The 26,435-nt window shown below is 72.9% G+C and carries 22 protein-coding genes; 13 read left to right on the top strand and 9 right to left on the bottom strand.

Annotation, left to right across the window (positions count from 1 at the left end; genetic code table 11):
* Positions 1 to 92 precede the first annotated feature (92 nt).
* Genes BN1555_RS23370 through BN1555_RS23355 form a run of 4 tightly spaced genes read right to left on the bottom strand, consistent with a single transcriptional unit; the run spans position 93 to position 3,173 of the window.
* The gene (locus tag BN1555_RS23370) at positions 93 to 791 is read right to left on the bottom strand and encodes a response regulator (RefSeq protein ID WP_093801206.1); all 699 of its coding nucleotides are present in this window, start codon (positions 789 to 791) and stop codon (positions 93 to 95) included.
* Positions 788 to 2,032, bottom strand: a complete 1,245-nt coding sequence (locus BN1555_RS23365) for a sensor histidine kinase (RefSeq protein ID WP_093801205.1) — start codon at positions 2,030 to 2,032, stop codon at positions 788 to 790. Before BN1555_RS23365 ends, BN1555_RS23370 begins: the two co-directional genes overlap by 4 nt.
* Positions 2,033 to 2,084: 52 nt before the next feature.
* Complete coding sequence (locus BN1555_RS23360) at positions 2,085 to 2,363, bottom strand: PspA-associated protein PspAA (protein WP_093801204.1); 279 nt, start codon at positions 2,361 to 2,363, stop codon at positions 2,085 to 2,087.
* A 30-nt stretch (positions 2,364 to 2,393) separates the two neighbouring features.
* A complete protein-coding gene (locus BN1555_RS23355; RefSeq protein ID WP_093801203.1) occupies positions 2,394 to 3,173 on the bottom strand; it encodes a PspA/IM30 family protein in 780 nt (259 codons plus the stop codon).
* Positions 3,174 to 3,424: 251 nt separating this feature from the next.
* On the opposite strand from BN1555_RS23355, the gene BN1555_RS23350 reads away from it, so the two are divergent.
* The 3 genes from BN1555_RS23350 to BN1555_RS23340 all read left to right on the top strand — a co-directional run bounded on the left by BN1555_RS23350 (position 3,425) and on the right by BN1555_RS23340 (position 6,169).
* Positions 3,425 to 4,024 carry a DUF3043 domain-containing protein gene (locus BN1555_RS23350; protein ID WP_093801202.1) on the top strand — a complete coding sequence of 200 codons (600 nt, stop codon included), beginning with the start codon at positions 3,425 to 3,427 and terminating at the stop codon, positions 4,022 to 4,024.
* A 17-nt stretch (positions 4,025 to 4,041) separates the two neighbouring features.
* Positions 4,042 to 4,836 carry a class I SAM-dependent methyltransferase gene (locus BN1555_RS23345; RefSeq protein ID WP_255306451.1) on the top strand — a complete coding sequence of 265 codons (795 nt, stop codon included), beginning with the start codon at positions 4,042 to 4,044 and terminating at the stop codon, positions 4,834 to 4,836.
* Between the two features lie 238 nt (positions 4,837 to 5,074).
* The gene (locus tag BN1555_RS23340) at positions 5,075 to 6,169 is read left to right on the top strand and encodes a S1C family serine protease (protein WP_093801201.1); all 1,095 of its coding nucleotides are present in this window, start codon (positions 5,075 to 5,077) and stop codon (positions 6,167 to 6,169) included.
* A 142-nt stretch (positions 6,170 to 6,311) separates the two neighbouring features.
* On the opposite strand, the gene BN1555_RS23335 is transcribed toward BN1555_RS23340, so the two are convergent.
* Positions 6,312 to 6,521, bottom strand: a complete 210-nt coding sequence (locus BN1555_RS23335) for a hypothetical protein (RefSeq protein ID WP_093803583.1) — start codon at positions 6,519 to 6,521, stop codon at positions 6,312 to 6,314.
* Positions 6,522 to 6,630: 109 nt separating this feature from the next.
* Between BN1555_RS23335 and BN1555_RS23330 the strand changes: the two genes are divergently transcribed.
* Positions 6,631 to 7,830 carry a bifunctional adenosylcobinamide kinase/adenosylcobinamide-phosphate guanylyltransferase gene (locus BN1555_RS23330; RefSeq protein ID WP_176710109.1) on the top strand — a complete coding sequence of 400 codons (1,200 nt, stop codon included), beginning with the start codon at positions 6,631 to 6,633 and terminating at the stop codon, positions 7,828 to 7,830.
* A gap of 181 nt (positions 7,831 to 8,011) precedes the next feature.
* Positions 8,012 to 9,175: a nicotinate-nucleotide--dimethylbenzimidazole phosphoribosyltransferase gene (cobT, locus tag BN1555_RS23325; protein WP_255306135.1), complete on the top strand. Its 1,164-nt coding sequence runs from the start codon at positions 8,012 to 8,014 to the stop codon at positions 9,173 to 9,175.
* 145 nt (positions 9,176 to 9,320) lie between these two features.
* On the opposite strand, the gene BN1555_RS23320 is transcribed toward cobT, so the two are convergent.
* Positions 9,321 to 10,079, bottom strand: a complete 759-nt coding sequence (locus tag BN1555_RS23320; RefSeq protein ID WP_093801200.1) for a hypothetical protein — start codon at positions 10,077 to 10,079, stop codon at positions 9,321 to 9,323.
* 77 nt (positions 10,080 to 10,156) lie between these two features.
* Between BN1555_RS23320 and BN1555_RS23315 the strand changes: the two genes are divergently transcribed.
* A complete protein-coding gene (locus tag BN1555_RS23315; protein WP_093803580.1) occupies positions 10,157 to 10,939 on the top strand; it encodes an adenosylcobinamide-GDP ribazoletransferase in 783 nt (260 codons plus the stop codon).
* Positions 10,940 to 11,029: 90 nt separating this feature from the next.
* On the top strand, positions 11,030 to 13,666 hold the full coding sequence (locus tag BN1555_RS23310; RefSeq protein ID WP_093801199.1) for a type 1 periplasmic-binding domain-containing protein: 2,637 nt from the start codon (positions 11,030 to 11,032) through the stop codon (positions 13,664 to 13,666).
* A gap of 6 nt (positions 13,667 to 13,672) precedes the next feature.
* Here BN1555_RS23310 and BN1555_RS23305 read toward each other — a convergent pair whose 3' ends face one another.
* Genes BN1555_RS23305 through BN1555_RS23295 form a run of 3 tightly spaced genes read right to left on the bottom strand, consistent with a single transcriptional unit; the run spans position 13,673 to position 16,351 of the window.
* Positions 13,673 to 14,476: an endo alpha-1,4 polygalactosaminidase gene (locus BN1555_RS23305; protein WP_107081097.1), complete on the bottom strand. Its 804-nt coding sequence runs from the start codon at positions 14,474 to 14,476 to the stop codon at positions 13,673 to 13,675.
* Positions 14,473 to 15,108, bottom strand: coding sequence for a spherulation-specific family 4 protein (locus tag BN1555_RS23300; protein WP_093801197.1), 636 nt, complete (start codon positions 15,106 to 15,108; stop codon positions 14,473 to 14,475). Before BN1555_RS23300 ends, BN1555_RS23305 begins: the two co-directional genes overlap by 4 nt.
* A gap of 10 nt (positions 15,109 to 15,118) precedes the next feature.
* Positions 15,119 to 16,351, bottom strand: a complete 1,233-nt coding sequence (locus BN1555_RS23295; protein ID WP_093801196.1) for a hypothetical protein — start codon at positions 16,349 to 16,351, stop codon at positions 15,119 to 15,121.
* Positions 16,352 to 16,586: 235 nt separating this feature from the next.
* On the opposite strand from BN1555_RS23295, the gene BN1555_RS23290 reads away from it, so the two are divergent.
* From BN1555_RS23290 to BN1555_RS23265, 6 genes are all read left to right on the top strand, one after another.
* Positions 16,587 to 18,128: a leucyl aminopeptidase gene (locus BN1555_RS23290; protein WP_093801195.1), complete on the top strand. Its 1,542-nt coding sequence runs from the start codon at positions 16,587 to 16,589 to the stop codon at positions 18,126 to 18,128.
* Between the two features lie 306 nt (positions 18,129 to 18,434).
* Positions 18,435 to 19,823: a dihydrolipoyl dehydrogenase gene (gene lpdA, locus BN1555_RS23285; RefSeq protein ID WP_176710108.1), complete on the top strand. Its 1,389-nt coding sequence runs from the start codon at positions 18,435 to 18,437 to the stop codon at positions 19,821 to 19,823.
* 54 nt (positions 19,824 to 19,877) lie between these two features.
* Complete coding sequence (gene sucB / locus BN1555_RS23280; protein WP_093801193.1) at positions 19,878 to 21,704, top strand: 2-oxoglutarate dehydrogenase, E2 component, dihydrolipoamide succinyltransferase; 1,827 nt, start codon at positions 19,878 to 19,880, stop codon at positions 21,702 to 21,704.
* A gap of 98 nt (positions 21,705 to 21,802) precedes the next feature.
* Entirely contained in the window at positions 21,803 to 22,426 is a 624-nt protein-coding gene (locus BN1555_RS23275) for a GntR family transcriptional regulator (RefSeq protein ID WP_093801192.1), read from the top strand.
* Between the two features lie 295 nt (positions 22,427 to 22,721).
* Positions 22,722 to 25,391, top strand: coding sequence for a pyruvate dehydrogenase (acetyl-transferring), homodimeric type (aceE, locus tag BN1555_RS23270; RefSeq protein WP_093801191.1), 2,670 nt, complete (start codon positions 22,722 to 22,724; stop codon positions 25,389 to 25,391).
* A 74-nt stretch (positions 25,392 to 25,465) separates the two neighbouring features.
* On the top strand, positions 25,466 to 26,434 hold the full coding sequence (locus BN1555_RS23265) for a helix-turn-helix transcriptional regulator (protein ID WP_093801190.1): 969 nt from the start codon (positions 25,466 to 25,468) through the stop codon (positions 26,432 to 26,434).
* The last annotated feature ends 1 nt before the right edge of the window (position 26,435 follow it).

Here is a 26,435-nt window from a genome sequence, read left to right as displayed (position 1 = left end):
TACGATCAGCCATGTGAAGAGGGCGATTCGTCGCTCCCAGGTGCCTTTCTTATGCCGCACATACCGCAGCTGGAGTACGCGTCCCTACACCTTCACTCCACCCTCGGCCGCACAAGGCCCGATTCGTACGCGATTACCACCAATTGGGCCCTGTCGCGGGCGCCGAGCTTCGCCATCGCCCTGTTCACATGGGTCTTGACGGTGAGCGGGCTGACGACCAGCCGCTCGGCGATCTCGTCGTTGGAGTGGCCGCCCGCGACCTGGACGAGGACCTCGCGCTCGCGCACGGTCAGCGCCGAGAGCCGTTCGGCGCGGGCCGCGGTGGCCTCGTCGTCCTCCGCCGTGCCGCCCTGGGCGAGGAACTTGGCGATCAGGCCCTTCGTGGCGACGGGCGAGAGCAGGGCCTCGCCGGCCGCGGCGATACGGATGGCGTTGAGCAGCTCGTCCGGCTCCGCCCCCTTGCCGAGGAAGCCGGAGGCACCGGCGCGCAGAGACTGCACGACGTACTCGTCGACCTCGAAGGTCGTCAGCATGACGACGCGCACCGCGGACAGCTCCGGGGCCTCACTGATCATGCGCGTGGCGGCGAGGCCGTCCGTACCGGGCATGCGGATGTCCATCAGGACGACGTCGGCGCGCAGGGCGCGGGCGAGTTCGACGGCCCGGGCGCCGTCCGCGGCCTCGCCGACGACCTCCATGTCGGGCTCGGAGTCCACCAGGACCCGGAAGGCGCTGCGCAGGAGCGCCTGGTCGTCGGCGAGCAGGACGCGGATGGTCGTGGCCGTCGTCATCTGTCTTCCCCCGTACCGGTACGCGCCGTGAACGGCAGGATCGCATGCACGCGGAACCCGCCGCCGTAGCGGGGGCCCGCGGTCAGGGTCCCGCCGAGGGCGGTGACGCGCTCGCGCATCCCGGTGAGGCCGTGGCCGCCGCCGGCTCCGGGGCCCTCCGCCCCCGCCGTCCCCGCACCGTTGTCGATCACCGTGACTTCGGCGGACGGGCCGACGCGGACCACACTCACCTCGGCCCTGGCATGCGGGCCCGCGTGCTTCTGGACGTTGGTCAGGGACTCCTGGATGATCCGGTACGCCGCGAGGTCGACGGCGGCGGGCAGGGGGGCGGCCGTCTCGTTGTCCGGCCTGGCCACCTCCACCGGGAGGCCCGCGTGGCGGAAGGTGTCCAGGAGCTGGTCGAGCACGGCGAGGCCGGGGGCGGGTTCGGTCGGGGCCTCGGGGTCGCCGGACTGGCGGAGCAGGCCGACGGTGGCGCGCAGCTCGTTCAGTGCGGAGCGGCTGGCGTCCCGTACGTGCGCGAGGGCTTCCTTGGCCTGGTCGGGGCGCTTGTCCATGACATGGGCCGCGACGCCCGCCTGGACGTTGACGAGGGCGATGTGGTGGGCGACGACGTCGTGGAGGTCGCGGGCGATGCGCAGGCGCTCCTCCGCGACACGGCGGCGGGCCTCCTCCTCCCGGGTGCGCTCGGCACGTTCGGCGCGTTCACGGATGGCGTCGACGAAGGCGCGGCGGCTGCGTACGGCGTCTCCGGCGGTCGCCCCGATACCGGTCCAGGCGAAGATCCCCAGGTTCTCCTGGGAGTACCAGGGGCCGGAACCGAAGCACATCGCGGCGGCCGTCAGGCCGGTCATCGTCAGCAGGCCCACGCGCCAGGTGGTGGGGCGGTCCGTGCGGGACGCGACGGTGTAGAGCGCGATGACGGCGCTCATCGCGACGGGCGTCGGCGGGTCGCCCGCGACGAGCTCGACGAGCGTGACCACGCCCGTGAAGGCCAGTACGGCCATGGGCCTGCGGCGCCGCAGGACGAGGGCGGCGGAGCCGAGCACCATCAGGACGACGCTGCGGCCCCCGGGGGCCCGGGTGCCGAAGGTCGGCCCGTTGGGGCCGCCGTGCGGGTCGGCGAAGGCCCCGGCCACGATCATCACCAGCACGGCGAGCGCCAGGGCGGCGTCGAGGGCGAGGGGGTGTGCGCGGAGCCAGCACCGGGACCGGGCGTAACCCGTACCGAGGGCAGTCATGGCGCAACGGTACGGCGTGCGGGCAGGGGCGCGGGGCCGCTCCCCCGCCCGGTCAGCCGGGGATCAGGCCGTCGTCGGTCAGCATCTCGCGGACCTCGTCCAGCGTCGCGTCCTGCGACGGGAGGATCAGTTCCGAAGGTTCCAGGGACGCGTCCGGCAACGGCTCCCCGAGGCGGCGTACCGCTTCGAGGAGCGCACCGAGCGTGCGCCGGAAGCCGGACTCGTCCCCGCTCTCCATTTCGGCGAGCAGTTCGTCGTCCAGCTTGTTCAGCTCGGCGAAGTGGCTGTCGGCCAGCTTCACCTGCCCCTCTCCCATGATCCGTACGATCACGACGTTCTCCCTTGGTGGAGTGAGGGCGGCCTACTGCTTGTCGAAGTTGTGCCGGGGCTGCGACTGCTGCGTCCCGTCCTGCGCGCCGCCTTCGAGCGCCTGCTGCTGCGCCGTCGGACCGCCCGCCAGCTCGGCCTTCATGCGCTGCAGCTCCAGCTCCACATCCGTACCACCGGAGATGCGGTCCAGCTCGGCGGCGATGTCGTCCTTCGCCATCCCGGACGGGTCGTCCAGGGCGCCGGAGGCCAGCAGCTCGTCGATCGCGCCGGCCCGTGCCTGGAGCTGCGCGGTCTTGTCCTCGGCCCGCTGGATCGCCAGGCCGACGTCGCCCATCTCCTCGGAGATGCCGGAGAAGGCCTCTCCGATCCGGGTCTGCGCCTGCGCGGCGGTGTAGGTGGCCTTGATGGTCTCCTTCTTCGTGCGGAAGGCGTCGACCTTGGCCTGGAGGCGCTGCGCGGCGAGCGTCAGCTTCTCCTCCTCGCCCTGGAGCGTCCGGTGCTGCGTCTCCAGGTCGGTGACCTGCTGCTGCAGCGCGGCACGACGGGACAGCGCCTCACGGGCGAGGTCCTCCCGGCCGAGCGCGAGCGCCTTGCGCCCCTGGTCCTCCAGCTTGGAGGACTGGCCCTGCAACTGGTTCAGCTGCAGTTCGAGGCGCTTGCGCGACGTCGCCACATCGGCGACACCGCGGCGTACCTTCTGCAGCAGCTCCAGCTGCTTCTGATACGAGTAATCGAGGGTCTCGCGCGGATCCTCGGCCCGGTCAAGGGCCTTGTTTGCCTTCGCGCGGAAGATCATCCCCATACGCTTCATGACACCGCTCATGGGCTTCGCGCGCCCCCTTCTGACGGACTACGGACTCAGGCTCCAGCACTTGAACCCACATTACGGGCCCTGCATCCATTACCGCACTGTTCGCGGGCCGATGCGCTCCTCCTCCAGGACGACTACGGCCCGCCGGGCTCCGGCCCAGGGAGTAGGTGACGGCCGGGGAAACCGACCGTTGCGGGATCGTTCCCCTCAGGGCTGTGGTCCATGCCCGGCACCCCGTACCCTTGGGTTTTGTGTTCCGTAGCCGTTCCTCCAAGGAAGAGAAGGCCCCCACCGACAAGGTGCAGGTGGACCTCTCCAAGCAGCCCCGTGATCCGCAGGCCCCGAAGGGCCGCCCCACCCCGAAGCGCGCTGTCGCACAGTCGCAGCGCCGCAGCGTGGCGGCGACCCCGGCGAACCGCAAGGAGGCGATGAAGCGTCAGCGCGAAGCCCGCCGTGCGGACCTGGCAAGGCAGCGGGAGGCACTGGCGAGCGGAGACGAGCGCTACCTGCCGGCCCGTGACAAGGGCCCCGTCCGCCGTTTCGTGCGCGACTTCGTCGACTCCCGCTTCTGCGTGGCCGAGTTCTTCCTGCCGCTCGCGGTGGTGATCCTCGTCCTCAGCATGATCCGCATCAGCAACATCCAGAACATCGCGCTGCTGCTGTGGCTCGGTGTGATCGTGATGATCGTGATCGATTCGATCGGCCTGGTCATCCGGCTCAAGAAGCAGCTGAACGAGCGCTTCCCGAACGAGCCGAAGCGCGGCGCCGTGGCCTACGGCCTGATGCGTACGCTCCAGATGCGCCGCCTGCGCCTGCCGAAGCCCCAGGTCAAGCGCGGGGAACGGCCCTGAGCGCGGACGCCACGGACATCACGGGCACGTCCCGGCCCCAGAGCGCGGCGGCCGGATCGCCGCAGGGCGCCGGCGCCCTGCGCGACACCGTCAGCCAGGAACTGGTCGCCCGCCGGCTCGACGAGCAGATATCGGCCCGCTTCCCGGTGGGCCGGCGGCTCGCCGTGCTCGACGTCGGCATGGGCCGGGGCGCGCAGGCCCTGCGCCTGGCCCGGGCCGGTCACAAGGTGACCGGCCTGGAGTCCGACCGGGACATGCTGGCGGCGGCGCGCGAGGCGCTCGCCGGTGAGCCCGAGGGCATCCGCGAGCGGGTGCACCTGATCGAGGGCGACGGCACGGAGACCGGGGTCCACTTCCTGCCCGGCAGTTTCGACGTGGTGCTGTGCCACGGCGTGCTGATGCACGTCCAGGAGCCCGACGCCATGGTCGCGGGCCTGGCGAGGATGCTGGCGCCCGGCGGACTGCTGTCGCTGCTCGTACGGAACGCCGACGCGCTCGCGATGCGGCCCGGCCTCGCCGGGGACTGGGCGGGGGCGCTCGCCGCGTTCGACTCGGACACGTACACCAACCGGCTCGGTCTGCCGGTCCGCGCCGACCGGCTCGGCGCGCTGAAGGCGACCCTCGCCGGGATCGCCGCCCCGCTGCACGCCTGGTACGGCGTGCGGGTCTTCACCGACCACGTCGAGGGCGACGGGGCGGAACTCTCCCCGGAGGAGCTGGAGCGGGTACTGGCCCTGGAGGACCGGGCCGGGCGCACCGACCCCTACCGGCAGGTCGCGGCGCTGCTGCACCTGTGCGGCGTACGCGGCTGAGAAGCCCCGCCCCACCCCCTGCGGACGGAGTCCGCCGCAGCGCCCGGAGCCCGAGAGGCGCCCCGGCGCCGAACGGTGCGGGGGACGCGCCAAAACAGTCCGGGCCGGACGCACCGCCCCCTGCCGGCGGGTCGCGGCGCTGCCGCACCTGTGCGGCGCACGCGGCCGAGAAGCCCGGCGGCCCTCCGATGGACCCGCTCCACGGGCCTGGGATTTCCACAAGAGGGACACTCCAGGCATGGATGGATCACGTAATCCCAGCCGTGCGTGCCGTCGGCTCCTGCTGCCCCTGACCGCCGGAGCCTGCGCGGTCGCGCTGCTGGGTCCGAGTGGTTGTTCCGCCCCGCACCCGGCGCCCGACTCGCCGGTGTCCACCGCGGACGCGGGAGCGCCGGTGGCGCCCGGGGCGCGGGAGGACCTGCAGAACGACTACCAAGAGGTGATCAGGGAGGTGCTGCCCTCGGTCGTGCAGATCGAAGCGCCCGGCGGTCTGGGGTCGGGCGTCGTGTACGACGACAAGGGACACGTCGTCACCAACGCCCATGTGGTCGGCCGGGAGAGGGACTTCAAGGTCACGGCGGCCACCGGCGGTACCACGCTCGGCGCGAGGCTGGTCGCCGCCTACCCCGAGCAGGACCTCGCCGTCATCAAGCTCGACCGTCTTCCCGACGGGCTGAGGGCCGCGAGGTTCGCGGACTCCTCCAGGGTCGAGGTGGGGCAGATCGTGCTGGCGATGGGGAGTCCGCTGGGGCTTTCCAGCAGCGTCACGCAGGGCATCGTCTCCGCGGTCGGCAGGACCGTGAGCGAGCCGCGTTCGGGCGGCGGGACGGGCGCGACCCTCGCGAACATGGTGCAGACCTCGGCCGCGATCAATCCGGGCAACAGCGGGGGCGCGCTGGTCGGCCTCGACAGCGGGGTCGTCGGCATCCCGACGCTCGCGGCGACCGACCCGGCCCTGGGCGGCAGCGCGGCGCCGGGGATCGGGTTCGCGATCCCGTCCTCGATGGTGAGGACGGTCGCCGACCAGATCATCAAGGACGGCAGGGTCACCGACTCGGGGCGGGCGGCCCTGGAGATCACGGCTCGTACGGTCGTGGACAGCGCCTTCGAACCGGCCGGCGTCGCCGTCGTCTCGGCCGAGCCGGACGGCGCGGCGGCGCAGGCGGGCCTGAAGGCCGGGGACGTCATCACCGCGGTCGGCTCCACCACGATCACCACGGTCACCTCGCTGGCGGAGGCGCTGGCCCCGCACAAGCCGGGCGACCGGGTGCGGGTGAGCTACCTGCGCGACGGCGAGAAGCGCACGGCGGACGTCACCCTCGGCGAGATCTAGGGCGCGTCCGGTATGTCCCCGGCCGCCGGGCGGGCTCGGCGCGAGCCCGTCCGGCGGCCGGGGACATGTGGCCGGCCGTCACATCCGCGCACCGCCGAGCCGCCAGGCCGTCGGACCGTCGGACCGTCAGGCCGTCGGACCGTCAGGCCTCTTCGGCGTGCAGGCTCATCGGGCCGTAGATCTTCGTGCCGTCGTCGAAGAGCACCACCTGGTCGGCGCCGCCCTCGACCAGGTCCTTCCAGACCTCGCCGATCCACGACTCCGCGTCGCCCTGCGTGGTGAACTCCTCCGGCACCACCGCCGGCTGGACCTCCGTACCGTCGGCCTTCTCGAACCGCCACGTCCACGCCATGTTCGCCTCCCGGTTCCCGCCCGTGCTTTTGTCCAGCACAGCCTGCCCCGCAGAGTAGCCGGGGTATCCGGGCGCGCGTCACCGGCGGGGACGCGGGAGGATCGTCCTCGTGGAACTGACTCTCCTCGGCACCGGGGCCCCGGCAGGCCTGCCCCGCCCCGACTGCCCCTGCGCTTCGTGCGCCACCGCCCGCGGCGGTCTGGCGCGGGCGGCGACCGCCCTGCTCGTGGACGACGCGCTGCTGCTCGACCTGACGCCGGGGGCGGCGCTGGCCGCCGCCCGCGCCGGGCACCCGCTCACCGGCGTACGGCAGGTGCTGCTGACGCATCCGCACGACGGCCCTCCGATGGAGCTGCCGGCCGGACTGCCGGCGGCCGGGCGGGTGCCGGACGGACGGGAGCTGACGCTGATCAGCGGCCACCGGGTGCGGGCCGTCCCGATGGACGCGCCCGGCACGGGGTACGAGGTGACCTCGCCGGACGGCGAGGTGCTGCTGTACCTGCCGCCGGGCGGCGCTCCCGCCGGGGTGGCAGCGGGCGGCCGTACGTACGACATGGTCGTCGCCGACATCACGGGCCGGCCCGACGCGCTGGCGCGGCTGCGGGCGGCCGGAGCCGTCGGTGCGGCCACGGACGTCGTCGCCGTACACCTCGACCACGACGTGCCTCCGGGCCCCGAGCTGGAGCGGCGGCTCGCGGCGGCGGGTGCGCGGGCCGTGCCGGACGGGACGACCGTGGTCGTCGGCGAGTACCACGCGGTGCCGGATGTGCCGCGCCGGACGCTGGTGCTGGGCGGGGCGCGGTCGGGCAAGTCGGTGGAGGCCGAGCGGCGCCTGGAGACCTTTCCCGAGGTGGTGTACGTCGCCACCGGCGGCACCCGCGACGGTGACGAGGAGTGGGCGGAGCGGGTGGGACTGCACCGGGAGCGCAGACCGGGTGCGTGGCGCACCGAGGAGACGTGCGAGCTGGCGCCGCTGCTGGCGGCGGACGGGCCGCCGCTGCTGATCGACTGCCTGGCACTGTGGCTGACCGACGCGATGGACCGGGTCGGGGCGTGGGACGACGCGAAGTGGGCGGCGGACGGGCAGCGGGCGCTGCGGGAGCGGGTGGTGGAGCTGGTGGAGGCGGTGCGGGCCACGCGGCGGACGGTGGTGGCGGTGAGCAACGAGGTGGGATCGGGCGTGGTGCCGGCCACGGCCAGCGGGCGCCGGTTCCGGGACGAACTGGGGCGGCTGAACGCGGCGTTCGCAGGGGAGTGCGAGCAGGTCCTGCTGGTGGTGGCGGGGCAGGCGATGGTGGTGCGCGGGTGAGTGCGGCCTTCCGGGGGGCGCTCCGGGGCCCGCCCTTCGAGCGCCGGAGGGGCCGGAGCCGCCCGGTGGCGCACCCGGCCCGGCCGCGTCGGCCCGTCCGGTGCCCGAGGACACGGACAGCCCCGCGGGGCGCCCGAACCGCTGACGGTTCGTCAGCGAAGGTGCCGGTACTGTTCGGCGAATGAGCTCGCTTAACCTCGACGACTTTTCCGACCTGATCGAGCGCCCGGACGGTGGCGTACGGCGCGACGCCGAAGAGCGCCGGGAGCGGCTGACCGTGCCGCCCGGCGCGCTCGGCCGGCTCGACGAGCTGGGTGAGTGGCTGTCGGCCGCGCAGGCGTCCGTACGGGTCAAGCCCGTGGAGCGGGCCCGCGTGGTCCTCTTCGCCGGTGACCACGGCGTGGCGGAGCTGGGCGTGTCGGCCCGTCCCGCGGGGAGCGCCCACCTGCTCGTGCGCGCCGTGCTGGACGGCGAGAGCCCCGTCGCCGTGCTGGCCCGCCGTACGGGCGCGTCGGTGCGGATCGTCGACGCCGGACTCGACTGCGATCCGGGGCTCCTCCCCGAAGACGTCGTACGCCACCGGGTGCGGCGCGGCAGCGGGCGCATCGACGTCGAGGACGCGCTCACCGTGGAGGAGGCCGAGCAGGCCGTACGCCTGGGCATGGCGATCGCCGACGAGGAGGCCGACTCCGGGACCGATCTGGTCGTACTCGGTGACCTGAGCGTCGGCGGCACGACCGCCGCCGCCACCCTGGTCGCCGCCCTGTGCGGCACGGACGCCTCCGTGGTCACCGGGCGCGGCGGCGTCCACATCGACGACCTGGCGTGGATGCGCAAGTGCGCGGCCGTCCGGGACGCGCTGCGCCGGGCACGGCCGGTCCTCGGCGACCAGCTGGAACTGCTGGCGACCGTGGGCGGCGCCGACCTCGCCGCGGCGACCGGTTTCCTGCTCCAGTGCGCGGTACGGCGTACGCCGGTGATCCTCGACGGCGTGGTGTCCGCGGCCTGCGCCCTGGTCGGCCAGCGCGCCGCTTTCCGGGCGCCGGACTGGTGGCTCGCGGGCCAGGTGAGCGGTGAGCCGGGCCAGGCGAAGGCGCTGGACCGGATGGCGCTCACCCCTCTGCTCGACCAGGGCGTCACCGTGGGGGAAGGGGCCGGGGCCCTGCTCGCGCTCCCCCTCGTGCAGGCCGCCGCCGCTCTCGCAGCGGAGCTGCCCGAGCGGGCGCCGGACGACGAGGTGCCGGGCGACGAGGTGCCGGGCGCCGGGGCGACGGACGACAAGGCCGCGGACGACGGGGCGACGACCGGCGTGGCAGCCGACGGGACCGGCGGCGCGACGGGCTGACCGCGTGTGCGGCAGGTGCGGCCGCGGTCGCACCTGCCGCCCCCTCCGCACCGCGGCGGCCCGTATCACCGCGCTTCATGACAGAAGTCCGCTCGGCCGCCGAAGGGAAGAAGCCGCCGAAGGGAAGAAGCGGCGCCTCCCGTGCTCACTTCCCGTCGCGCGCGGGCGTCCGGTCCGGGGCCCCGCCGATGAGGTCCTGGATCTTCCGGCCGGGCCCCGACCAGCGGCGGTCGTGGCGCCACAGGCGCAGCGCGGCTCTGGCGCGGGCCCTGGGGCGCCGGCGGTAGAGACGTCTGGCCCACGGGGAGCCGGGTTTGGCCAGCCGGATCGCGCCGACGAGCGCGACGAGGGGCACGACCGTGCCGAAGAGCGCGGTGAGGACCTTGCCCTTGCTGAGCGCGATCAGCGCCAGGGAGAAGTTGAAGAGCACGTTCAGGACGAGTGCGGCGCGGCTCTCCCGCTCGTCCGGCGACAGCTCGTCCACTCCGAAGGGCACGGATCCGATGAGGACCAGCCCCACCACGGCGGCGGTCACGACCACGACCTCCACGCTCCGCCGGCCCTGTTCGCTCCAGTACACGTCGTCGAGATGGAGGACGAGCGCGAACTCGTCGAGGACCAGTCCCGCGCCCGTCCCGAAGATCACCGCGCAGATCGCCGAGCTGACGCCGTGCGCACCGGTGGCCACCGCCCCGAAGCCGCCGATCGTCATCAGGATCACGCCGGGGACCACGTGGTGGATGTGCAGACCGCCGGGTGAGACGTTCCGGAAGGGGCCGCGGCCCGCCCGGATCATCCGGGTGACGGTGCGGGTGGCCGCGAACGTGAGGACGAAGGAGAGCAGGGCCAGCAGCAGCGGGAGCTTTCCCGGTTCGAGGATGTTCCGGTACCACCAGTGATCCATGCCACTCGGCCCCCTCTGGGTGATTTCGCGCCTTATGCGCAACTTACCGGCCTCCCCCGGCGACTAGCGTGCGCGCCGTGACCTCTCTCCTCAGCGACGGCATACGTTTCGCCTTCGGCACGCTCACCGTGCTTCCCGTACGCGTGACCCGGTGGGACCGCGAAGCGGCCCGCGCCGGGATGCTGTGCGCCCCCCTCGCGGGGCTCGTCGTGGGCCTGTGCGCGGCGGCGGCCGGCGGCGGCCTCCTGCTGCTCGGCTCGGGGCCGCTGCTCGCCGCCGTGGCGGGTACGGCCGTGCCCGCCGCCCTCACCCGGGGCCTGCACCTCGACGGTCTCGCCGACACGGCCGACGGCCTGGGCAGCGGCAAGCCCGCCGACGAGGCGCTGCGCGTCATGAAGCAGTCGGACATCGGCCCCTTCGGCGTCATCACGCTGCTGTTCGTACTGCTGGCCCAGGTCGCGGCACTCTTCGAGCTGTACGCCGCCGGGTGGGCGCACGGTGCGGCCGGGGCCGCCGCATCGGCCGTCGCCGCCCGCCTCGCCCTGACCCTCGCCTCCCGCGCGGGCGTCCCGCCGGCCCGCCCCGAAGGGCTGGGCGCGGCGGTCGCGGGGACGGTTCCGGCAGGTGCCGCGACGGCCGCCGCGCTCCTGGTGTCCGTCGCCTGCGCGGGCGCCGCGGGCGCGCTCCTCGGTCCGTACGCCGCCCTGCACCACGCGGTCGCCGTCCTGGTCGCGCTCGCCGCCGCACACCTGCTGCTGCGCCACTGCGTGCGCCGCTTCGGCGGGGTCACGGGTGACGTCTTCGGCGGCGTCGCGGAGACCGCGGCGACGGCCGCACTGGTGGTCCTGGTGCTGGAGTGACAGGAGAACACCCGCGCCGCACAAGGCAGTTGACGCGCTGTCACTGCAAGGTGCACGCTCTTCCCCCACGGCTGTCGGGGGAGACAGAAAATGCCCGAGTTTCCTGGCTGGGACCACAGCAGCGAATTCACCGAGGCCTACCGCAAGGCGGTGCGCAGCCGGTCGCGGCTGTCGAAGCGCGGCCCCAAGCACCCGCCCATCGTGCTGCGCACCGGCGCGGAGGAGGCCCAGCAGGCCCTGGAGGCCCTGGAGCTGGGCCTCCAGCGCTCGTCGAGGGCGCGGGGCACCGTACCGTGCACGCCGTACGCCCACGTCGACTGGCGCGGCGGCTCCAGGACCGAGCTGATCTCCAGGATCGCCGAGGAGCTGAAGAAGAACGCTCCCGACGAGGCGGGCAGGATGCGGCTGCCCGCGTACGACCTGCTCCGGTGCGTCGCCGACCACCGGGCGGGGACCGACGCGCAGCTGGCGGACCGGGTGTTCGCCCGGCACCGGGGCCGCGCCACCGCGGTGCTGCCGACCAGGGACGACACGGGCCCCGCGATCAACGCGGGATTCATGACCGTTCCGCTCCGCTCCGTCTGGTCGGTGGCGGAGCGCGTCCGCCTCAAGCTCTGGGAACGCCGCTGGGAGTGGCGTCTCGCGCGGCGCAGGCGCTACCGCCTGCTGTGGCCGGAGAACTACCGCGGCAAGCGCACGTACGCCGCGGCGCTCGACGAGTTCCTCCGGATGTGGGAGGCGGCCGCCCGGCCCGGCAGCGGCCCCCGGGACGCCGACCGGTGGGACGGGCTGCTCCTCGCCGCCCTCATGACCGATCTGTACGGCCACGCGCGCCAGGGCCTGCTCCACCCCGGCCGCAGACGCCGCCGCCCGCGCCACGCGCTGCTGCTCAACGGCGCGCGGACCGGGCCCGGCGGCGACGGGGGCAGCGCGGCCGTGGCGGGTTTCGTCCGGCTGTACGGCGACCAGCAGCGGCCGAGTCCCAACGCCGCCACGGTGGTGGTGGCCGCGCTGCCGGACACGCACGACGCGGCGCCGGGCGGCGGCACGCTGGAGGAGGCCGCGCGCCGGCTCGACCCCGTGAGGGGAACGGTGCCGACGCCCTACGAGGTGCGGCTCGCCCGCCCGGAGCCGGGCAGCCGCGGCATCACGGTGCCGCCGGTGTGGACGCCGTGGGTGCGGCTGCGGCCCGGCAGGGAACTGGCCCTCGAAGCGGGGGCGCTCGCCGTCACCCTCTGGCTCACCGGACAGCTCGCCTTCGTCCCGTACCTCGACAGCCCCTTCACCGACACCTACACGCGGTGCCTCACCGGAACGGACTACGTGCGGCAGTCCGAGGCGGGCGGGCCCGCGCTCCCCGCCCAGTACGCCGACGCGCTCGAGATGATCGCGGAGCAGAACAGGGTCGCGCGGACCGAGGGCGAGCCGGAGCGGACCGTGACCATCGCCCACGTCCGCGCCTCGATGGCGCCGAACGCGGCCGAGCGGCGGTCCGGCGCGGCCATCCCCGAACTGCGCGGGCTGGCCCTGGCCCAGCAGGCGCTGCACGGGCTGGCGCCCGCCAACGACAACGGGATCTGGGTGCGGATCAAGACGTACGACGCCGGGGTGCAGTTCAGGAACGCCCGCAAGGTGGCGGCGGAGATCGTCCGCGAGGCGGAGAAGGACCAGCACCTCATCGGCGTCACCGGATTCACCGAGAGCCGGACGGAAACGGTCGAGGCGCTGCGCATGCTGAATTCCGCCCGGATTCCCATCGTGAGCTCCACGGCCACGGCGAAAGCCATGGAGGTCGGGCGTTATTACCACGGCGCCGCGCCCAACAACAAACGGGAGGCGCGGGTCGTGGCGGAGTTCGCGAAGAGAGCCAACACGGTACGCACGGGCGAGGATTCCTGCGCGCCCGCGGAGAGCGTCGCCGTGGTGACCGACCCGACCGATGTGTACAGCGACGAGCTGGGCAAGGAGTTCGCCAAGGACTTCCGCTCCGCGGAGAGCCGCATCGGCTACATACCCGGCGGGAACAGCGGAGTCGTCGTACCGAACGAGCCCGACCTCGACATGAAGTTCAGCATGTCCGAGGTGGCGGAGGCGGTGTGCAGCAGGGTCGCGGGAAAGAAGAAGACGCTGGTCTACTGGACCTCGCGGGTGAGGGAATTCGACAATTTCCTGGAGACGTACCAGAGCCTGAGCAAGTGCGCCAACAAGGACCTCACGGTGATGGGCGGAAACGAGCTCACCAATGCGGCGCTCTCCGGCGGATTCGTGGGGAAGTCGTGGCTGCACCTCTATCACACGGCCCATATGCTGCCCGCCGGTCATCCGGACCGCAGTGCGACGGCGAAGGCGTTCAACGACGCGTACACCGAGAAATTCACGGAATCCGACCTGTGGCTGAACGACGGGCACGCCGCGCTCGCCCACGACGCGGTCCAGGTGCTCGCCCAGGCCACGAGTCAGGCGAACGCGGCGGGCGTGGAACTGACGCGTCCCAATGTCCAGCAGATCGTCAACAGCGGTTCGTTCGACCTGGAGGGGGCCAGCGGCCGCCTGCGGTTCGCGGCGGGTTCGCTGCAGCGCCCGCTCAACAAGCTGCTGACCGTCCTGCACCACGGGGAGGACGGTTCGGCACCGGTGCTAATGTGCGGGGACTCCGGAAAGAACATCGACGCGGGGAAGGAGTGGCAGCAGGGCGGTACGTCGTACGACTGCCCGCAGGACGAGTAGGCGCGGTCACGCGCAGGGTTCGCGCCACACCCCCAGGTCGTACTTCTTCAGCATCGAGCTGAGCCCCAGCTCGCGCGCCCCGGGGCAGAAGTCGCGCGTCGCCAGCTCGTACTCCACGTGGAAGACCGCCTTGCCAGCCGTGACGAACGGGGTGAGCTCCGCGCACTCGTCGTACTCGGCGCACTGCTCGTTGACCGCGAAGTCGAAGTCGCCCACCAGCTCCGGGATCTGGTCGAGGTCGTTCTTGAGACCGACGGCGAGACCCCGGTCGTGGGCGAGGCGGGCGATCAGGCGGTTGTAGCGCAGCTGATCGGCGGCGGTCAGCGGGAAGCCGGTGCGGTTGCGGTAGCCGTCCATGTTGTCGGGCTCGACCGCGTCGAAGCCCTTGTCCCGGCACAGGTCCATGCGGCGGGCCATCAGGGGTTCCAGGACGTCGGTACGGCGGATGTCGAGCCAGCGCTCGCCCTTCCAGCCGTTGCCCCGGCCCAGTACGGACTTCGGGAACTCGCCGGCGTCCGGCCTGAAGTCCTCCCACGCGCCGGTCGAGAGGTAGCAGATGACCTTGTGGCCCCGGCGGTGCAGGTCGGCCACGGCGGAGGCGGGGTGGTCGAAGCCGTCGATGTCGTACACCGCCACGTCGACGGCCGGGTCGAGCTTGCCGCTGAGCTGCCACTGCCAGGTGAGTCCGGGCTCCGGCTGCCAGCGCGCGGCCTTCGGCCCGCGGTCGTCCGGTGCGGGGGTGCCGCCGCCCGCGCAGCCGGTGAGGAGCAGCAGCACCAGCAGGAGGGGCAGTGCGCTCCGGGGCCTCACCGGGCCGCCTCCAGGGCGTGCGGCAGGGCCCCCCACGGGTGCGGCAGGCCGCCCGGTACGGCGCAGCCGGTCCCGGCGGTGAACGCGGCGGCGGGCGGCGCGGCGTACACGAGGTGGCAGAACCGGCCGGGCGTGTGCGCCGCCGTCCGGGGCGGGGCCTCCGGGGCGTCGCGGTACGTGTCCCAGGCGCCCTCGAACGTGACGAGGACGTCGGCGAGTCCTAGGTAGCCGGGGTCGGGGTGGACGCCGTGGTTGAGCACGAGGGTGGCCGCGCCGACCGCCCGCGCGGCGACCGCGAGGCGCCGGTAGTGGGGCAGCGCGTCCGGCTCCGACGCCACCTGGTCCAGGAAGGCGCCGTCCGCGCCGTACCAGTCGCGGTGGCGCAGCAGGTCCTGGAGCACCGCGGCGTGCGGGCGCCGGGCATAGTCCGTGCCGGCGTACCCGAGGACGCGTACGCCCGCCGCGCGCAGCCTCGACGACACGGCGGCGAAGGCCGGGTCCGGCGCGGTGCCGGAACCGCTGCCGGGGTTGAGGACGACGCCGTACAGACGGGGGGCGGCGCGGACCAGGGCCTCCCGGGCGTCCGGGCGTTCGGCGGGGTACTCGTAGAAGGGCACGAGCAGGTTCTTCACGTGGGCCTCCTCAGTGACGGTGGGCCGTCGCGCGGCCGAGCCGTACGCAGACCAGGGCGGTCAGGACGGCGGACGCGACGCCGGGAACGGCGGGCGCGGCGGGGCCGGTGACGGCGAGGTCCGCGAAGAGCGCCGCCGTCTGCGGCGCGGCCGCGCCGCAGACGGTCGCGGCGACGGACACCGCGCCGGACGACTGGAACAGCAGCCCCGTCCACAGCATGACACCGGTGAGCAGCAGGCCGGTCGCGCGGGTCGCGTCGGGTACGAGCGCGCCGAGCCACAGCAGGGTCGTCGCGGCGAGGAGGGCGAGCAGCACGGCGAGGCACCCGCCGAGGCACTGGGCGGGAGTGGCGGTGGCGGCGCGCCGGAAGGCGCGGGACGTGGTGCTCGCCCGCAACCCGGCGTCGCACCGGCGCCGGAACCGGTACAGGAGCCACTCGGCGGGCCCCATGCTGAGCGCGACGGCGCCGGGGGCGGCGACGATGCCGGAGACGCCTCCGGCGACCAGGTTCTGGAGCACGGCGTGCAGCACGAGCACACCGGCCGCGAGCCCGAAGACGCCGTACGGCAGCGACCGCAGCAGCGACGGCCCGGCGGGGCTTTTCCTTCTTTCCCCGTGCCGCACCCCGTGCCGCACCCCGCGTCGCACCCCGCGCCGACGGGCCCGCAGCACCTCGCGGGCCGCCAGGGCCAGGACCGCCGCCCCCAGCCCCGCCGGCAGCGCCGCCCTCCCCGCGTCCGGCACGTCGTGCACCAGGGTCAGCAGGGCGCCCAGTGCCATCGGCGCCAGGGCGTACAGCAGCAGGCCCTCATGGCCCGGCACCAGCAGCGCCGTCGCCGCGCCCTGGTACAGCGCCCGGGCCGTGGAGAACGCGGCCGCCCGGCCCTCCCCGGGCCCGGTCACGGCGACGGCGGCCGCCGTGCCCAGCAGGGCACCCGTCGGGGCGCCGGTGAGCAGGGCGCGGGCGGCGGCCGGCCGGTCGCCGAGCCCGAGCCACGTGTACGCGCGGTGGGCCGGCGCCTGGTTCCACGCCCAGCCGGCGAGCGCGCCGACGAGGAGGACGTCCGTCCCGGCGGGCAGGCCGCGCCCGTCCCCCGCCGCGCCGGCCAGGAACGGCGCCCCCAGGACGTGCGCGAGTCCCGGCAGCGCGAACACCAGCCCGCACAGCAGACAGCCGGCGAGGCCCGTGCGCCAGGAGCCGTCGGGCGGCGGCTCGTCCGGCCCGGGGTAGGCGCGGGGCACCCGTGCGAAGAGGTCCTCGGCCAGCGCGAAGGAGTCTCACGCCGGGCACCGTCAACGCAAAAAGGACACCTCTGATGAGTGAACTGCTCGCTGCTGTGATCGAACGGGGCAAGCGCGCGTAGGCTCATCACCGGCGCTCATCCGGCCGGGCAGCCGGGATCACGACGGATGCGCCGGGCACGGTCGGCCCCACCCCATCGGCCGAACAACTCTACGGAAGCGAGATTTCACCACCGTGACTGCTCTCACTCTCAGCACTTCCGGCGCGGCGGCGCTGCGCGCCGACGCCATCGTCGTCGGTGTGGCGAAGGGCGCCAAGGGGCCGGTCGTCGCACCGGGCGCCGAGGCCGTGGACAAGGCGTTCGACGGAAAGCTCGCCTCCGTCCTGGAGACCCTCGGCGCCTCGGGGGCCGAGGGCGAGGTGACCAAGCTGCCCGCGCCGTCGGGCCTCAAGTCCCCGGTCGTACTGGCCGTGGGCCTCGGTGTGCTCCCGGAGAAGGACGACACGTACAGCGCCGAGGCGCTGCGCCGTGCGGCCGGCGTGGCCGCCCGCACGCTCAGCGGCTCCAGGAAGGCCGGCTTCGCGCTGCCCGTCGAGGCCGTCGAGGACGCCGCCGCCGTCGCCGAGGGCGCGCTGCTCGGTGCGTACGCCTTCACCGCGTACCAGGGCGGCGAGAAGTCCGGGAAGGGCGAGAAGCCCGGGGGCGGCGGTGCGAAGCAGCCGCTCGCCGAGATCACCGTGCTCGGCGGCAAGCCGCGCGACAAGGCCTTCAAGGCCGCCGCGGAGCGCGCCCTCGCGCTGACCGAGGAGATCAACCGCGCCCGCGACCTGATCAACACCCCGCCGAACGACCTGTACCCCGAGTCCTTCGCCGCCGTGGCCGCCGCAGCGGGCAAGGAGCACGGTCTCAAGGTGCAGGTGTTCGACGAGAAGTCCCTCGCCAAGGGCGGCTTCGGCGGCATCCTCGGCGTCGGCCAGGGCTCGGAGCACGGCCCGCGCCTGGTGAAGCTCGCCTACACGCACCCCAAGGCGGAGAAGACCCTGGCGTACGTCGGCAAGGGCATCACCTACGACTCGGGCGGCATCTCGCTGAAGCCGGCCGGCCACAACGAGACGATGAAGTGCGACATGGCCGGCGCCGCCGCCGTGTTCGCCGCCGTCGTCACGGCCGCCCGCCTCGGCCTGAAGGTCAACGTGACCGGCTGGCTGGCGCTCGCCGAGAACATGCCGTCCGGCAGCGCCGTCCGCCCCGGCGACGTGCTGCGCATGTACAGCGGCAAGACCGTCGAGGTGCTCAACACCGACGCCGAGGGCCGTCTCGTCCTGGGCGACGCGCTGACCCGCGCCTCCGAGGAGCGGCCGGACGCGATCGTCGACGTGGCGACGCTGACCGGCGCGATGGTGCTGGCGCTCGGCAACCGCACCTTCGCGATCATGGGCAACGACGAGTCGTTCCGTACCGCGGTCCACGAGATCGCGGAGGAGGCCGGCGAGCAGTCCTGGCCGATGCCGATGCCGGCGGAGCTGCGCAAGGGCATGGAGTCCGCCACCGCCGACATCGCCAACATGGGCGAGCGGATGGGCGGCGGCCTGGTCGCCGGCCTGTTCCTCCAGGAGTTCGTCGGCGAGGACATCGCCTGGGCGCACCTGGACATCGCGGGTCCCGCCTTCAACGAGGGCGGCCCGTTCGGCTACACCCCCAAGGGCGGCACCGGCTCCGCCGTCCGCACCCTGGTGGCGCTCGCCGAGCGCACCGCCGCGGGCGACCTCGGCTGATCCCCCGCGGAGCCGTCGTGGATACGGTTCCGGGCCGGCGTCCGGGGCCGTATCCACGCACGGGCGCGTACGGCCGGTTTCGCCTTCGACGAAATCCGCGCCTCTGTACGCCCCGGTAACACCTGGCGAGCGGTCCATGACCGTCTCGCACTCCGGCCCCGCGTCCCGCCGTCCGTCAACAAGTGCGAAGATGGGTTCTCGGCAGGACAGGGCCCCCACCACAGGGCCGAATAACAAGCGGCCGAACACCAGCCGCCGCCCGGTCATCGAAGACCGCGCCCGGCGCACATGCATGGAGGACGTGACGTGGCGAACGACGCCAGCACCGTTTTCGACCTAGTGATCCTCGGCGGTGGTAGCGGCGGTTACGCCGCGGCCCTGCGCGGAGCGCAGCTGGGCCTGGACGTCGCCCTGATCGAGAAGAACAAGCTCGGCGGCACCTGCCTGCACAACGGCTGCATTCCCACGAAGGCCCTGCTGCACGCGGGCGAGATCGCCGACCAGGCGCGCGAGTCCGAGCAGTTCGGCATCAAGGCGACCTTCGACGGCATCGACATGGCGGGCGTCCACAAGTACAAGGACGACGTGATCTCGGGCCTGTACAAGGGCCTCCAGGGCCTGGTCGCCTCACGCAAGGTGACGTACATCGAGGGCGAGGGCCGACTGTCCTCCCCGACATCCGTCGACGTCAACGGCCAGCGCATCCAGGGCCGCCACGTCCTGCTGGCGACCGGCTCCGTGCCGAAGTCGCTGCCGGGGCTGGAGATCGACGGCGACCGCATCATCTCCTCGGACCACGCGCTGACGCTGGACCGGGTCCCGAAGTCCGCGATCGTGCTCGGCGGCGGCGTCATCGGCGTCGAGTTCGCCTCCGCGTGGAAGTCCTTCGGCACCGACGTCACCATCGTCGAGGGCCTCAAGCACCTCGTGCCGGTCGAGGACGAGAACAGCTCGAAGCTGCTGGAGCGCGCGTTCCGCAAGCGCGGCATCAACTTCTCGCTGGGCGCCTTCTTCGAGAAGGCCGAGTACACGAACGACGGCGTCAAGGTCACCCTCGCCAACGGCAAGGAGTTCGAGGCCGAGCTGCTGCTCGTCGCGATCGGCCGCGGCCCCGTGTCGCAGGGACTCGGTTACGAGGAGCAGGGCGTCGCGATGGACCGCGGCTACGTCCTCGTCGACGAGTACATGCAGACCAACGTCCCGACGATCTCCGCCGTCGGTGACCTCGTCCCGACCCTCCAGCTCGCGCACGTCGGCTTCGCCGAGGGCATGCTGGTCGCGGAGCGGCTGGCCGGCCTCAAGACCGTCCCGATCGACTACGACGGTGTGCCGCGCGTGACGTACTGCCACCCCGAGGTCGCTTCCGTCGGTATCACCGAGGCCAAGGCCAAGGAGGTCTACGGCGCGGACAAGGTCGTCGCTCTGAAGTACAACCTCGCGGGCAACGGCAGGAGCAAGATCCTGAAGACCGCGGGCGAGATCAAGCTCGTCCAGGTCAAGGACGGTGCCGTGGTCGGCGTCCACATGGTCGGTGACCGTATGGGCGAGCAGGTCGGCGAGGCTCAGCTGATCTACAACTGGGAAGCCCTGCCGGCCGAGGTCGCGCAGCTCATCCACGCCCACCCGACACAGAACGAGGCGATGGGCGAGGCCCACCTGGCCCTGGCCGGCAAGCCTCTGCACTCCCACGACTGATCCAGTCCGGGCGCGACGACCACTTCCGCAATTTTGTAAGGAGCAACAGAAACCATGTCGGTTTCCGTAACCCTTCCGGCGCTCGGCGAGAGCGTCACCGAGGGCACTGTCACCCGTTGGCTGAAGGCCGAGGGCGAGCGCGTCGAGGCCGACGAGCCGCTGCTCGAGGTCTCGACCGACAAGGTCGACACCGAGATCCCCTCCCCCGCCGCAGGCATCCTCGCGTCCATCAAGGTCGCCGAGGACGAAACGGTGGAGGTCGGCGCAGAGCTGGCCGTCATCGACGACGGCACGGGTGCGCCCGCCGAGGCACCCGCCCCGGCCGCCGCCGAGGCACCGGCCGAGGCACCGGCCGAGGCACCGGCTCCGGCCGCCGCAGAGCCCGAGGCCGCTCCGGCGCCCGCAGCCGAGGCACCGGCCCCGGCTGCCGCACCGGCCGCTGGCGCCTCCGGTACCGATGTCGTGCTGCCCGCGCTGGGCGAGTCGGTCACCGAGGGCACCGTCACCCGCTGGCTGAAGGAGGTCGGCGAGGAGGTCGCGGAGGACGAGCCGCTGCTCGAGGTCTCGACCGACAAGGTCGACACCGAGATCCCCTCCCCCGTCGCGGGCACGCTGCTGGAGATCCTGGTCGGCGAGGACGAGACCGCCGAGGTCGGCGCCAAGCTCGCCGTCATCGGTGACAAGGGCGCGGCCCCGGCCGCCGCCCCGGCTCAGGAGGCCCCGGCCCCCGCCGCTCCGGCTCCGGCCCCCGCGCCGACACCGGCCCCCGCTCCCGCTCCGGCTCCGGCTCCGGCCGAGGCCGCTGTCGAGGCTCCGGCCCCGGCCCAGCCCGCGCCCGCCGCGCCGGCACCGGCCCCCGCGCCGGCACCGGCCCCCGCGCCGGCACCGGCTCCGGCCGCCGCTCCGGCCGCTCCCGCCCCCGCCGCCCCTGCTTCGGGCGACGCGGACGGTGCGTACGTGACCCCGCTGGTCCGTAAGCTCGCCGCCGAGAACGGCGTCGACCTGGGCTCGGTCAAGGGCACCGGCGTCGGTGGCCGTATCCGCAAGCAGGACGTCGTGGCCGCCGCGGAGGCCGCCAAGGCCGCCGCCGCCGCCCCGGCTCCGGCCGCCGCCGCTCCGGCGGCCGCTTCCAAGGCTCCGGCCCTGGAGACGTCCCCGCTGCGCGGCCAGACGGTCAAGATGACCCGCATGCGCAAGGTCATCGGCGACAACATGATGAAGGCCCTGCACACGCAGGCCCAGCTGACCTCGGTCGTCGAGGTCGACATCACGAAGCTGATGAAGCTGCGCAACAAGGCGAAGGACGCGTTCGCCGCCCGCGAGGGCGTCAAGCTGTCCCCGATGCCGTTCTTCGTCAAGGCCGCGGCCCAGGCGCTGAAGGCCTACCCGGTCGTCAACGCCCGGATCAACGAGGACGAGGGCACGATCACCTACTTCGACACCGAGAACATCGGTATCGCGGTGGACGCCGAGAAGGGTCTGATGACCCCGGTCATCAAGGGGGCGGGCGACCTCAACCTCGCCGGCATCTCCAAGAAGACCGCCGAACTGGCCGGCAAGGCCCGCTCCGGCAAGATCAGCCCGGACGAGATGTCCGGCGCGACCTTCACGATCAGCAACACCGGTTCGCGCGGTGCGCTGTTCGACACGGTCATCGTGCCGCCGAACCAGGTCGCCATCCTGGGCATCGGCGCCACCGTCAAGCGCCCGGTGGTCATCAACCACCCGGACCTCGGCGAGACCATCGCGATCCGCGACATGACCTACCTGGCCCTCTCCTACGACCACCGCCTGGTGGACGGCGCCGACGCGGCCCGTTACCTGACGGCCGTCAAGGCGATCCTGGAGGCCGGCGAGTTCGAGGTCGAGCTCGGCCTGTAACGCTCGTCTCACCAGCGTCGGCGCCCCCGTCCGGAGTCATCCGGGCGGGGGCGCCGCCGTATGGTCTAGAGACCGAACACGGCTTGAAGGAGCGCTTCATGACCCCGCCCGTCGTCCACTCGCTGCGCGAGCAGATCCGCGAGCACATTGTGGAGGGGATCGTCAGCGGGCGCTGGAAGCCGGGCGAGCGCATCGTGGAGCGCCGGATCGCCACCGAGTTGGAGGTCAGCCAGACGCCGGTGCGGGAGGCCCTGCGCGAGCTGGAGTCGCTGCGCCTGATCGAGTCCGCGCCCAACAAGGGCGTACGGGTCCGGAACCTCACGGCGGCCGACCTGGAGGAGAGCTACCCCGTACGGGCCGGCCTGGAGCAGATCGCGGCCGAACTGGCGGCGTCCGCCCTGGCGGAGGACTGCTCGGCCCTGGAGCCGCATGTGGCGGCCCTGTACGAGGCGGACCGCACGGCGGACGGGACGGCGCAGGTGCGCCACACCGTCGCCTTCCACCGGGAGCTGGTGCGCGCGGCCCGCAACAGCGTTCTGCTGCACACCTGGGAGGGCCTGGGCATCGAGGTCTTCACCGCGCTGTCCATCCGCTGGCTGGGTACGGTCCAGAAGTCGTACGCGGAGGAGCACGAGGCCCTGGTGCAGGCCTTCCGCCGCCGCGACCCCGCCATCGGCGCCCTGGTCAAGGCCCACGTCCTGGGCTGCGCCCCGCGCGCGTGACGCGTACCGCCGCGCGGGGCGGGCGAGGGAAGCGTCGCAGGCGCCCGGCCCCGCACCACCCACCGGTCCACGCCCGAAATGCCACATACGCCCAGGCACCGCGTGCCCCGTTTCGCGGCACGGAATGCCAATTTCGTTGCATGGAGAAGTTTTTTCGCCCCAGGCTTTGATCGATCATCGATCAGAGACTTACAGTCGAAGACGGGTCCATCCGACCCGTGCTCCACCGCCCTGTCCTGCCAGACAAGGCCCCCCCTTTTTTCTGCACCCCCCTCCTGTCCGGAAGGCGGCCATCGTGACCGACCCCGTAGGCATTTCTCCGAGCGAGCTCGACCAGCTCCCGGACCGTGACACCGAAGAGACCGCCGAATGGGCGGCCTCTCTCGACGCCGTCACCAAGGCCGCAGGCCCCCACCGGGCCGCGTATCTGATGCGCCGCACGCTCCAGCACGCCGAAGGCGCCGGCATCGCGCTGCCGAAGCTGCTGGAGACGGACTACGTCAACACCATCCCGACCTCCGCCGAGCCCGCCTTCGACGGCGACGAGGCGATGGAGTCCCGCATCACCGCCTGGAACCGCTGGAACGCGGCCGCCATGGTGACCCGCGGCTCGCGCTTCGGCGTCGGCGGCCACATCGCCACCTTCGCCTCCGCCGCCTGGCTGTACGAGACCGGCTTCAACCACTTCTTCCGCGGCAAGGAGGGGGACGGCTCCGGCGACCAGCTCTACATCCAGGGCCACGCCTCCCCCGGCATCTACGCCCGCGCCTTCCTCGACGGCCGCCTGAGCGAGGACCAGCTCGACCGCTTCCGCCAGGAGGCCGGCGGCGACGGACTGCCGTCGTACCCGCACCCGCGGCGCCTGCCCTGGCTGTGGGAGTTCCCGACCGTGTCGATGGGCCTCGGCCCGCTCTCCGCGATCTACCAGGCGCGCTTCAACCGCTACCTCACCAACCGCAACATCAAGGACACCTCCCACTCCCACGTGTGGGCGTTCCTCGGTGACGGCGAGATGGACGAGCCCGAGGCGACCACCGCGATCACCCTCGCCGCCCGCGAGCAGCTCGACAACCTGACCTTCGTCATCAACTGCAACCTCCAGCGCCTCGACGGCCCGGTCCGCGCCAACTTCCGCGTGGTGCAGGAGCTGGAGGCCCAGTTCCGCGGCGCCGGCTGGAACGTCGTCAAGACGCTGTGGGGCTCCGCCTGGGACGAGCTGTTCCAGCTCGACACCCAGGGTGCGCTGCTGCGCCGCCTGCGCGAGGTGCCGGACGCCCAGTTCCAGACCTACGCGACCCGCGACGTCGCCTACATCCGCGAGCACTTCTTCGGCGCCGAGCCGGCGCTGGCCGAGCTCGGGAAGCTGCTGACCGACGCGAAGATCGCCGAGTGCTTCTTCACCTCGCGCGGCGGCCACGAGGCCCGCAAGGTCTACGCGGCGTACAAGGCGGCCGTCGAGTTCAAGGGCGCGCCGACCGTGATCCTCGCGCAGACGGTGAAGGGCTACACGCTCGGCCCGGGCTTCGAGTCCAAGAACGCCAACCACCAGATGAAGAAGCTGTCCGGCAAGGAGTTCCGCGCCATGCGGGACCTGCTGGAGCTGCCGATCCCGGACGCGAGGCTGGACGAGGAGCTCGTACCGTACGGGCACCCGGGCGCCGACTCGCCCGAGGTCCGCTACCTCCAGGAGCGCCGCGCCGCCCTCGGCGGCCCCGCCCCGGCCCGCCGGGTGCACGCGGTGGCCCTGCCCGAGCCCGCCGACCGCGCCTTCAGCGCCCTCCTCAAGGGGTCGGGCAAGCAGGAGATGGCCACCACCATGGCCTTCGTACGCCTGGCGAAGGAGCTGATGCGGGACAAGGAGACCGGCAAGCGCTGGGTCCCGATCGTCCCCGACGAGGCGCGTACGTTCGGCATGGAGTCGCTGTTCCCGTCGGCCGGCATCTACTCGCCGCTCGGCCAGACGTACGAGCCGGTCGACCGCGACCAGCTCATGTACTACAAGGAAGCCAAGGACGGCCAGATCCTCAACGAGGGGATCACCGAGGCCGGCGCGATGGCCGACTTCATCGCCGCCTCGACGTCGTACGCGACGCACGGCGAGCCGATGATCCCGTTCTACATCTTCTACTCGATGTTCGGCTGGCAGCGCACCGCCGACCAGATGTGGCAGCTCGGCGACCAGCTCGGCCGCGGCTTCATCGTCGGCGCGACGGCCGGCCGTACGACCCTGACGGGTGAGGGCCTCCAGCACGCGGACGGCCACTCGCACCTGATCGCGTCCACCAACCCGGCGTCGCTCAACTACGACCCGGCGTTCGCGTACGAGATCGCCGTCATCGTCAAGGACGGTCTGCGGAGGATGTACGGCCCCGAGGCCGAGAACGTCTTCTACTACCTGACCGTCTACAACGAGCCGAAGCCGCAGCCCGCGATGCCGGAAGGCGTCGAGGAGGGCATCATCAAGGGCCTCTACCGCTTCAAGGAGGCGGCGGACGCCACCCCCGAGACCCCGCGCGTCCAGCTGCTCGGCTCGGGCACGGCGATCCACTGGGCCCTGGAGGCGCAGGAACTCCTCGCCGCGGACTGGGGTGTCGCGGCCGACGTCTGGTCCGCCACCTCGTGGGGCGAGCTGCGGCGCGACGCGCTGGAGTGCGACGAGGCGCTGCTGCGCGGCGAGCTGCGCACGCCGTACGTCACCCGCGCGCTCGAAGGCGCGCCGGGCCCCGTCCTCGCGGTGAGCGACTGGATGCGTCAGGTCCCCGACCAGATCAGCCAGTGGGTCGAGCAGGACTACTCCTCGCTCGGTACGGACGGCTTCGGCCTCTCCGACACCCGCGAGGCGGCCCGCCGCCACTTCGGCGTCGACGCCCAGTCGATCGTGGTCGCGGCGCTCGCCCAGCTCGCCCGCCGGGGCGAGGTCAAGGCGGAGGCGGTGGCCGAGGCCCGTCAGCGGTACGGCCTGTAGGGGCTGCCGGCCAGGACCGCTCGCCGGGGCGCTGATCAGGACCGTTTGTCAGAGGCGGCGTGCATGATGACGTCATGCGCGCTGCCCGCCTGATCAAGATGGTGCTCCTGCTCCAGTCCCGCCCCTCCATGACCGCGGCCGAGCTGGCCCGTGAACTGGAGGTCTCCGAGCGGACCGTCACACGGGACGCGCAGGCGCTGTCGGAGGCGGGCGTTCCGGTGTACGCCGACCGGGGCCGGAGCGGGGGCTACCGGCTGATCGGGGGGTACCGCACCCGGCTGACCGGGCTGGCCCGCAGTGAGGCCGAGGCGCTGTTCCTGTCCGGACTGCCGGGCGCGCTGCGGGAGATGGGGCTCGACGACGCCGCGTCGGCCGCGCGGCTGAAGGTGTCGGCGGCGCTGCTCCCCTCGCTGCGGGACGCTTCCGACACGGCCGCGCAGCGGTTCCACCTCGATGCGCCCGGCTGGTATCAGGAGCCGGAGACGCCCGAGCTGCTGCCGGCGATCGCGGAAGCCGTCTGGGACGACCGGATGATCACCGGCCGCTACCGGCGCCGCCAGGGTTCTGAGGCGGAGCGGGAACTGGCGCCGTACGGCCTCGTGCTCAAGGCCGGGGTCTGGTACCTGTGCGCCCGCACGGACGGTGACTTCCGGGTGTACCGGATCGACCGCTTCACCGCGGTGGCCGTGTCCGAGGAGCATTTCGCACGGGACGAGGGCTTCGTGCTCCCGGAGTTCTGGGAGGAGCGGGCGGCCGATTTCGCCCGTTCGATCCTGCGTGCCGAGGTGGTGGTGCGGCTGTCGGAGGCGGGCGTGCGGCAGTTGCCGTACGCGATGGACCGCGCCGCGGCCCACGAGGCGCTGGACGCGGCGGGGCCGCCCGACGAACAGGGCCGGGTCACCGCGACCCTGCTCGTCGAGTCCCCCGAGGTGGCGCACGGCCAGCTCCTGCCGCTGGGCCCCGAGGTGGAGGTGCTGGAACCGGGCGAGCTGCGCGACCGGTTCGCGGAGACCGCGAGGCGGATGCGGGAGCTCTACGCGTAGG

The organism is Streptomyces sp. Wb2n-11 (assembly GCF_001049855.1).
GTDB lineage: Bacteria > Actinomycetota > Actinomycetes > Streptomycetales > Streptomycetaceae > Streptomyces > Streptomyces altiplanensis.
This window is presented reverse-complemented; position numbering and strand designations above follow the sequence as displayed.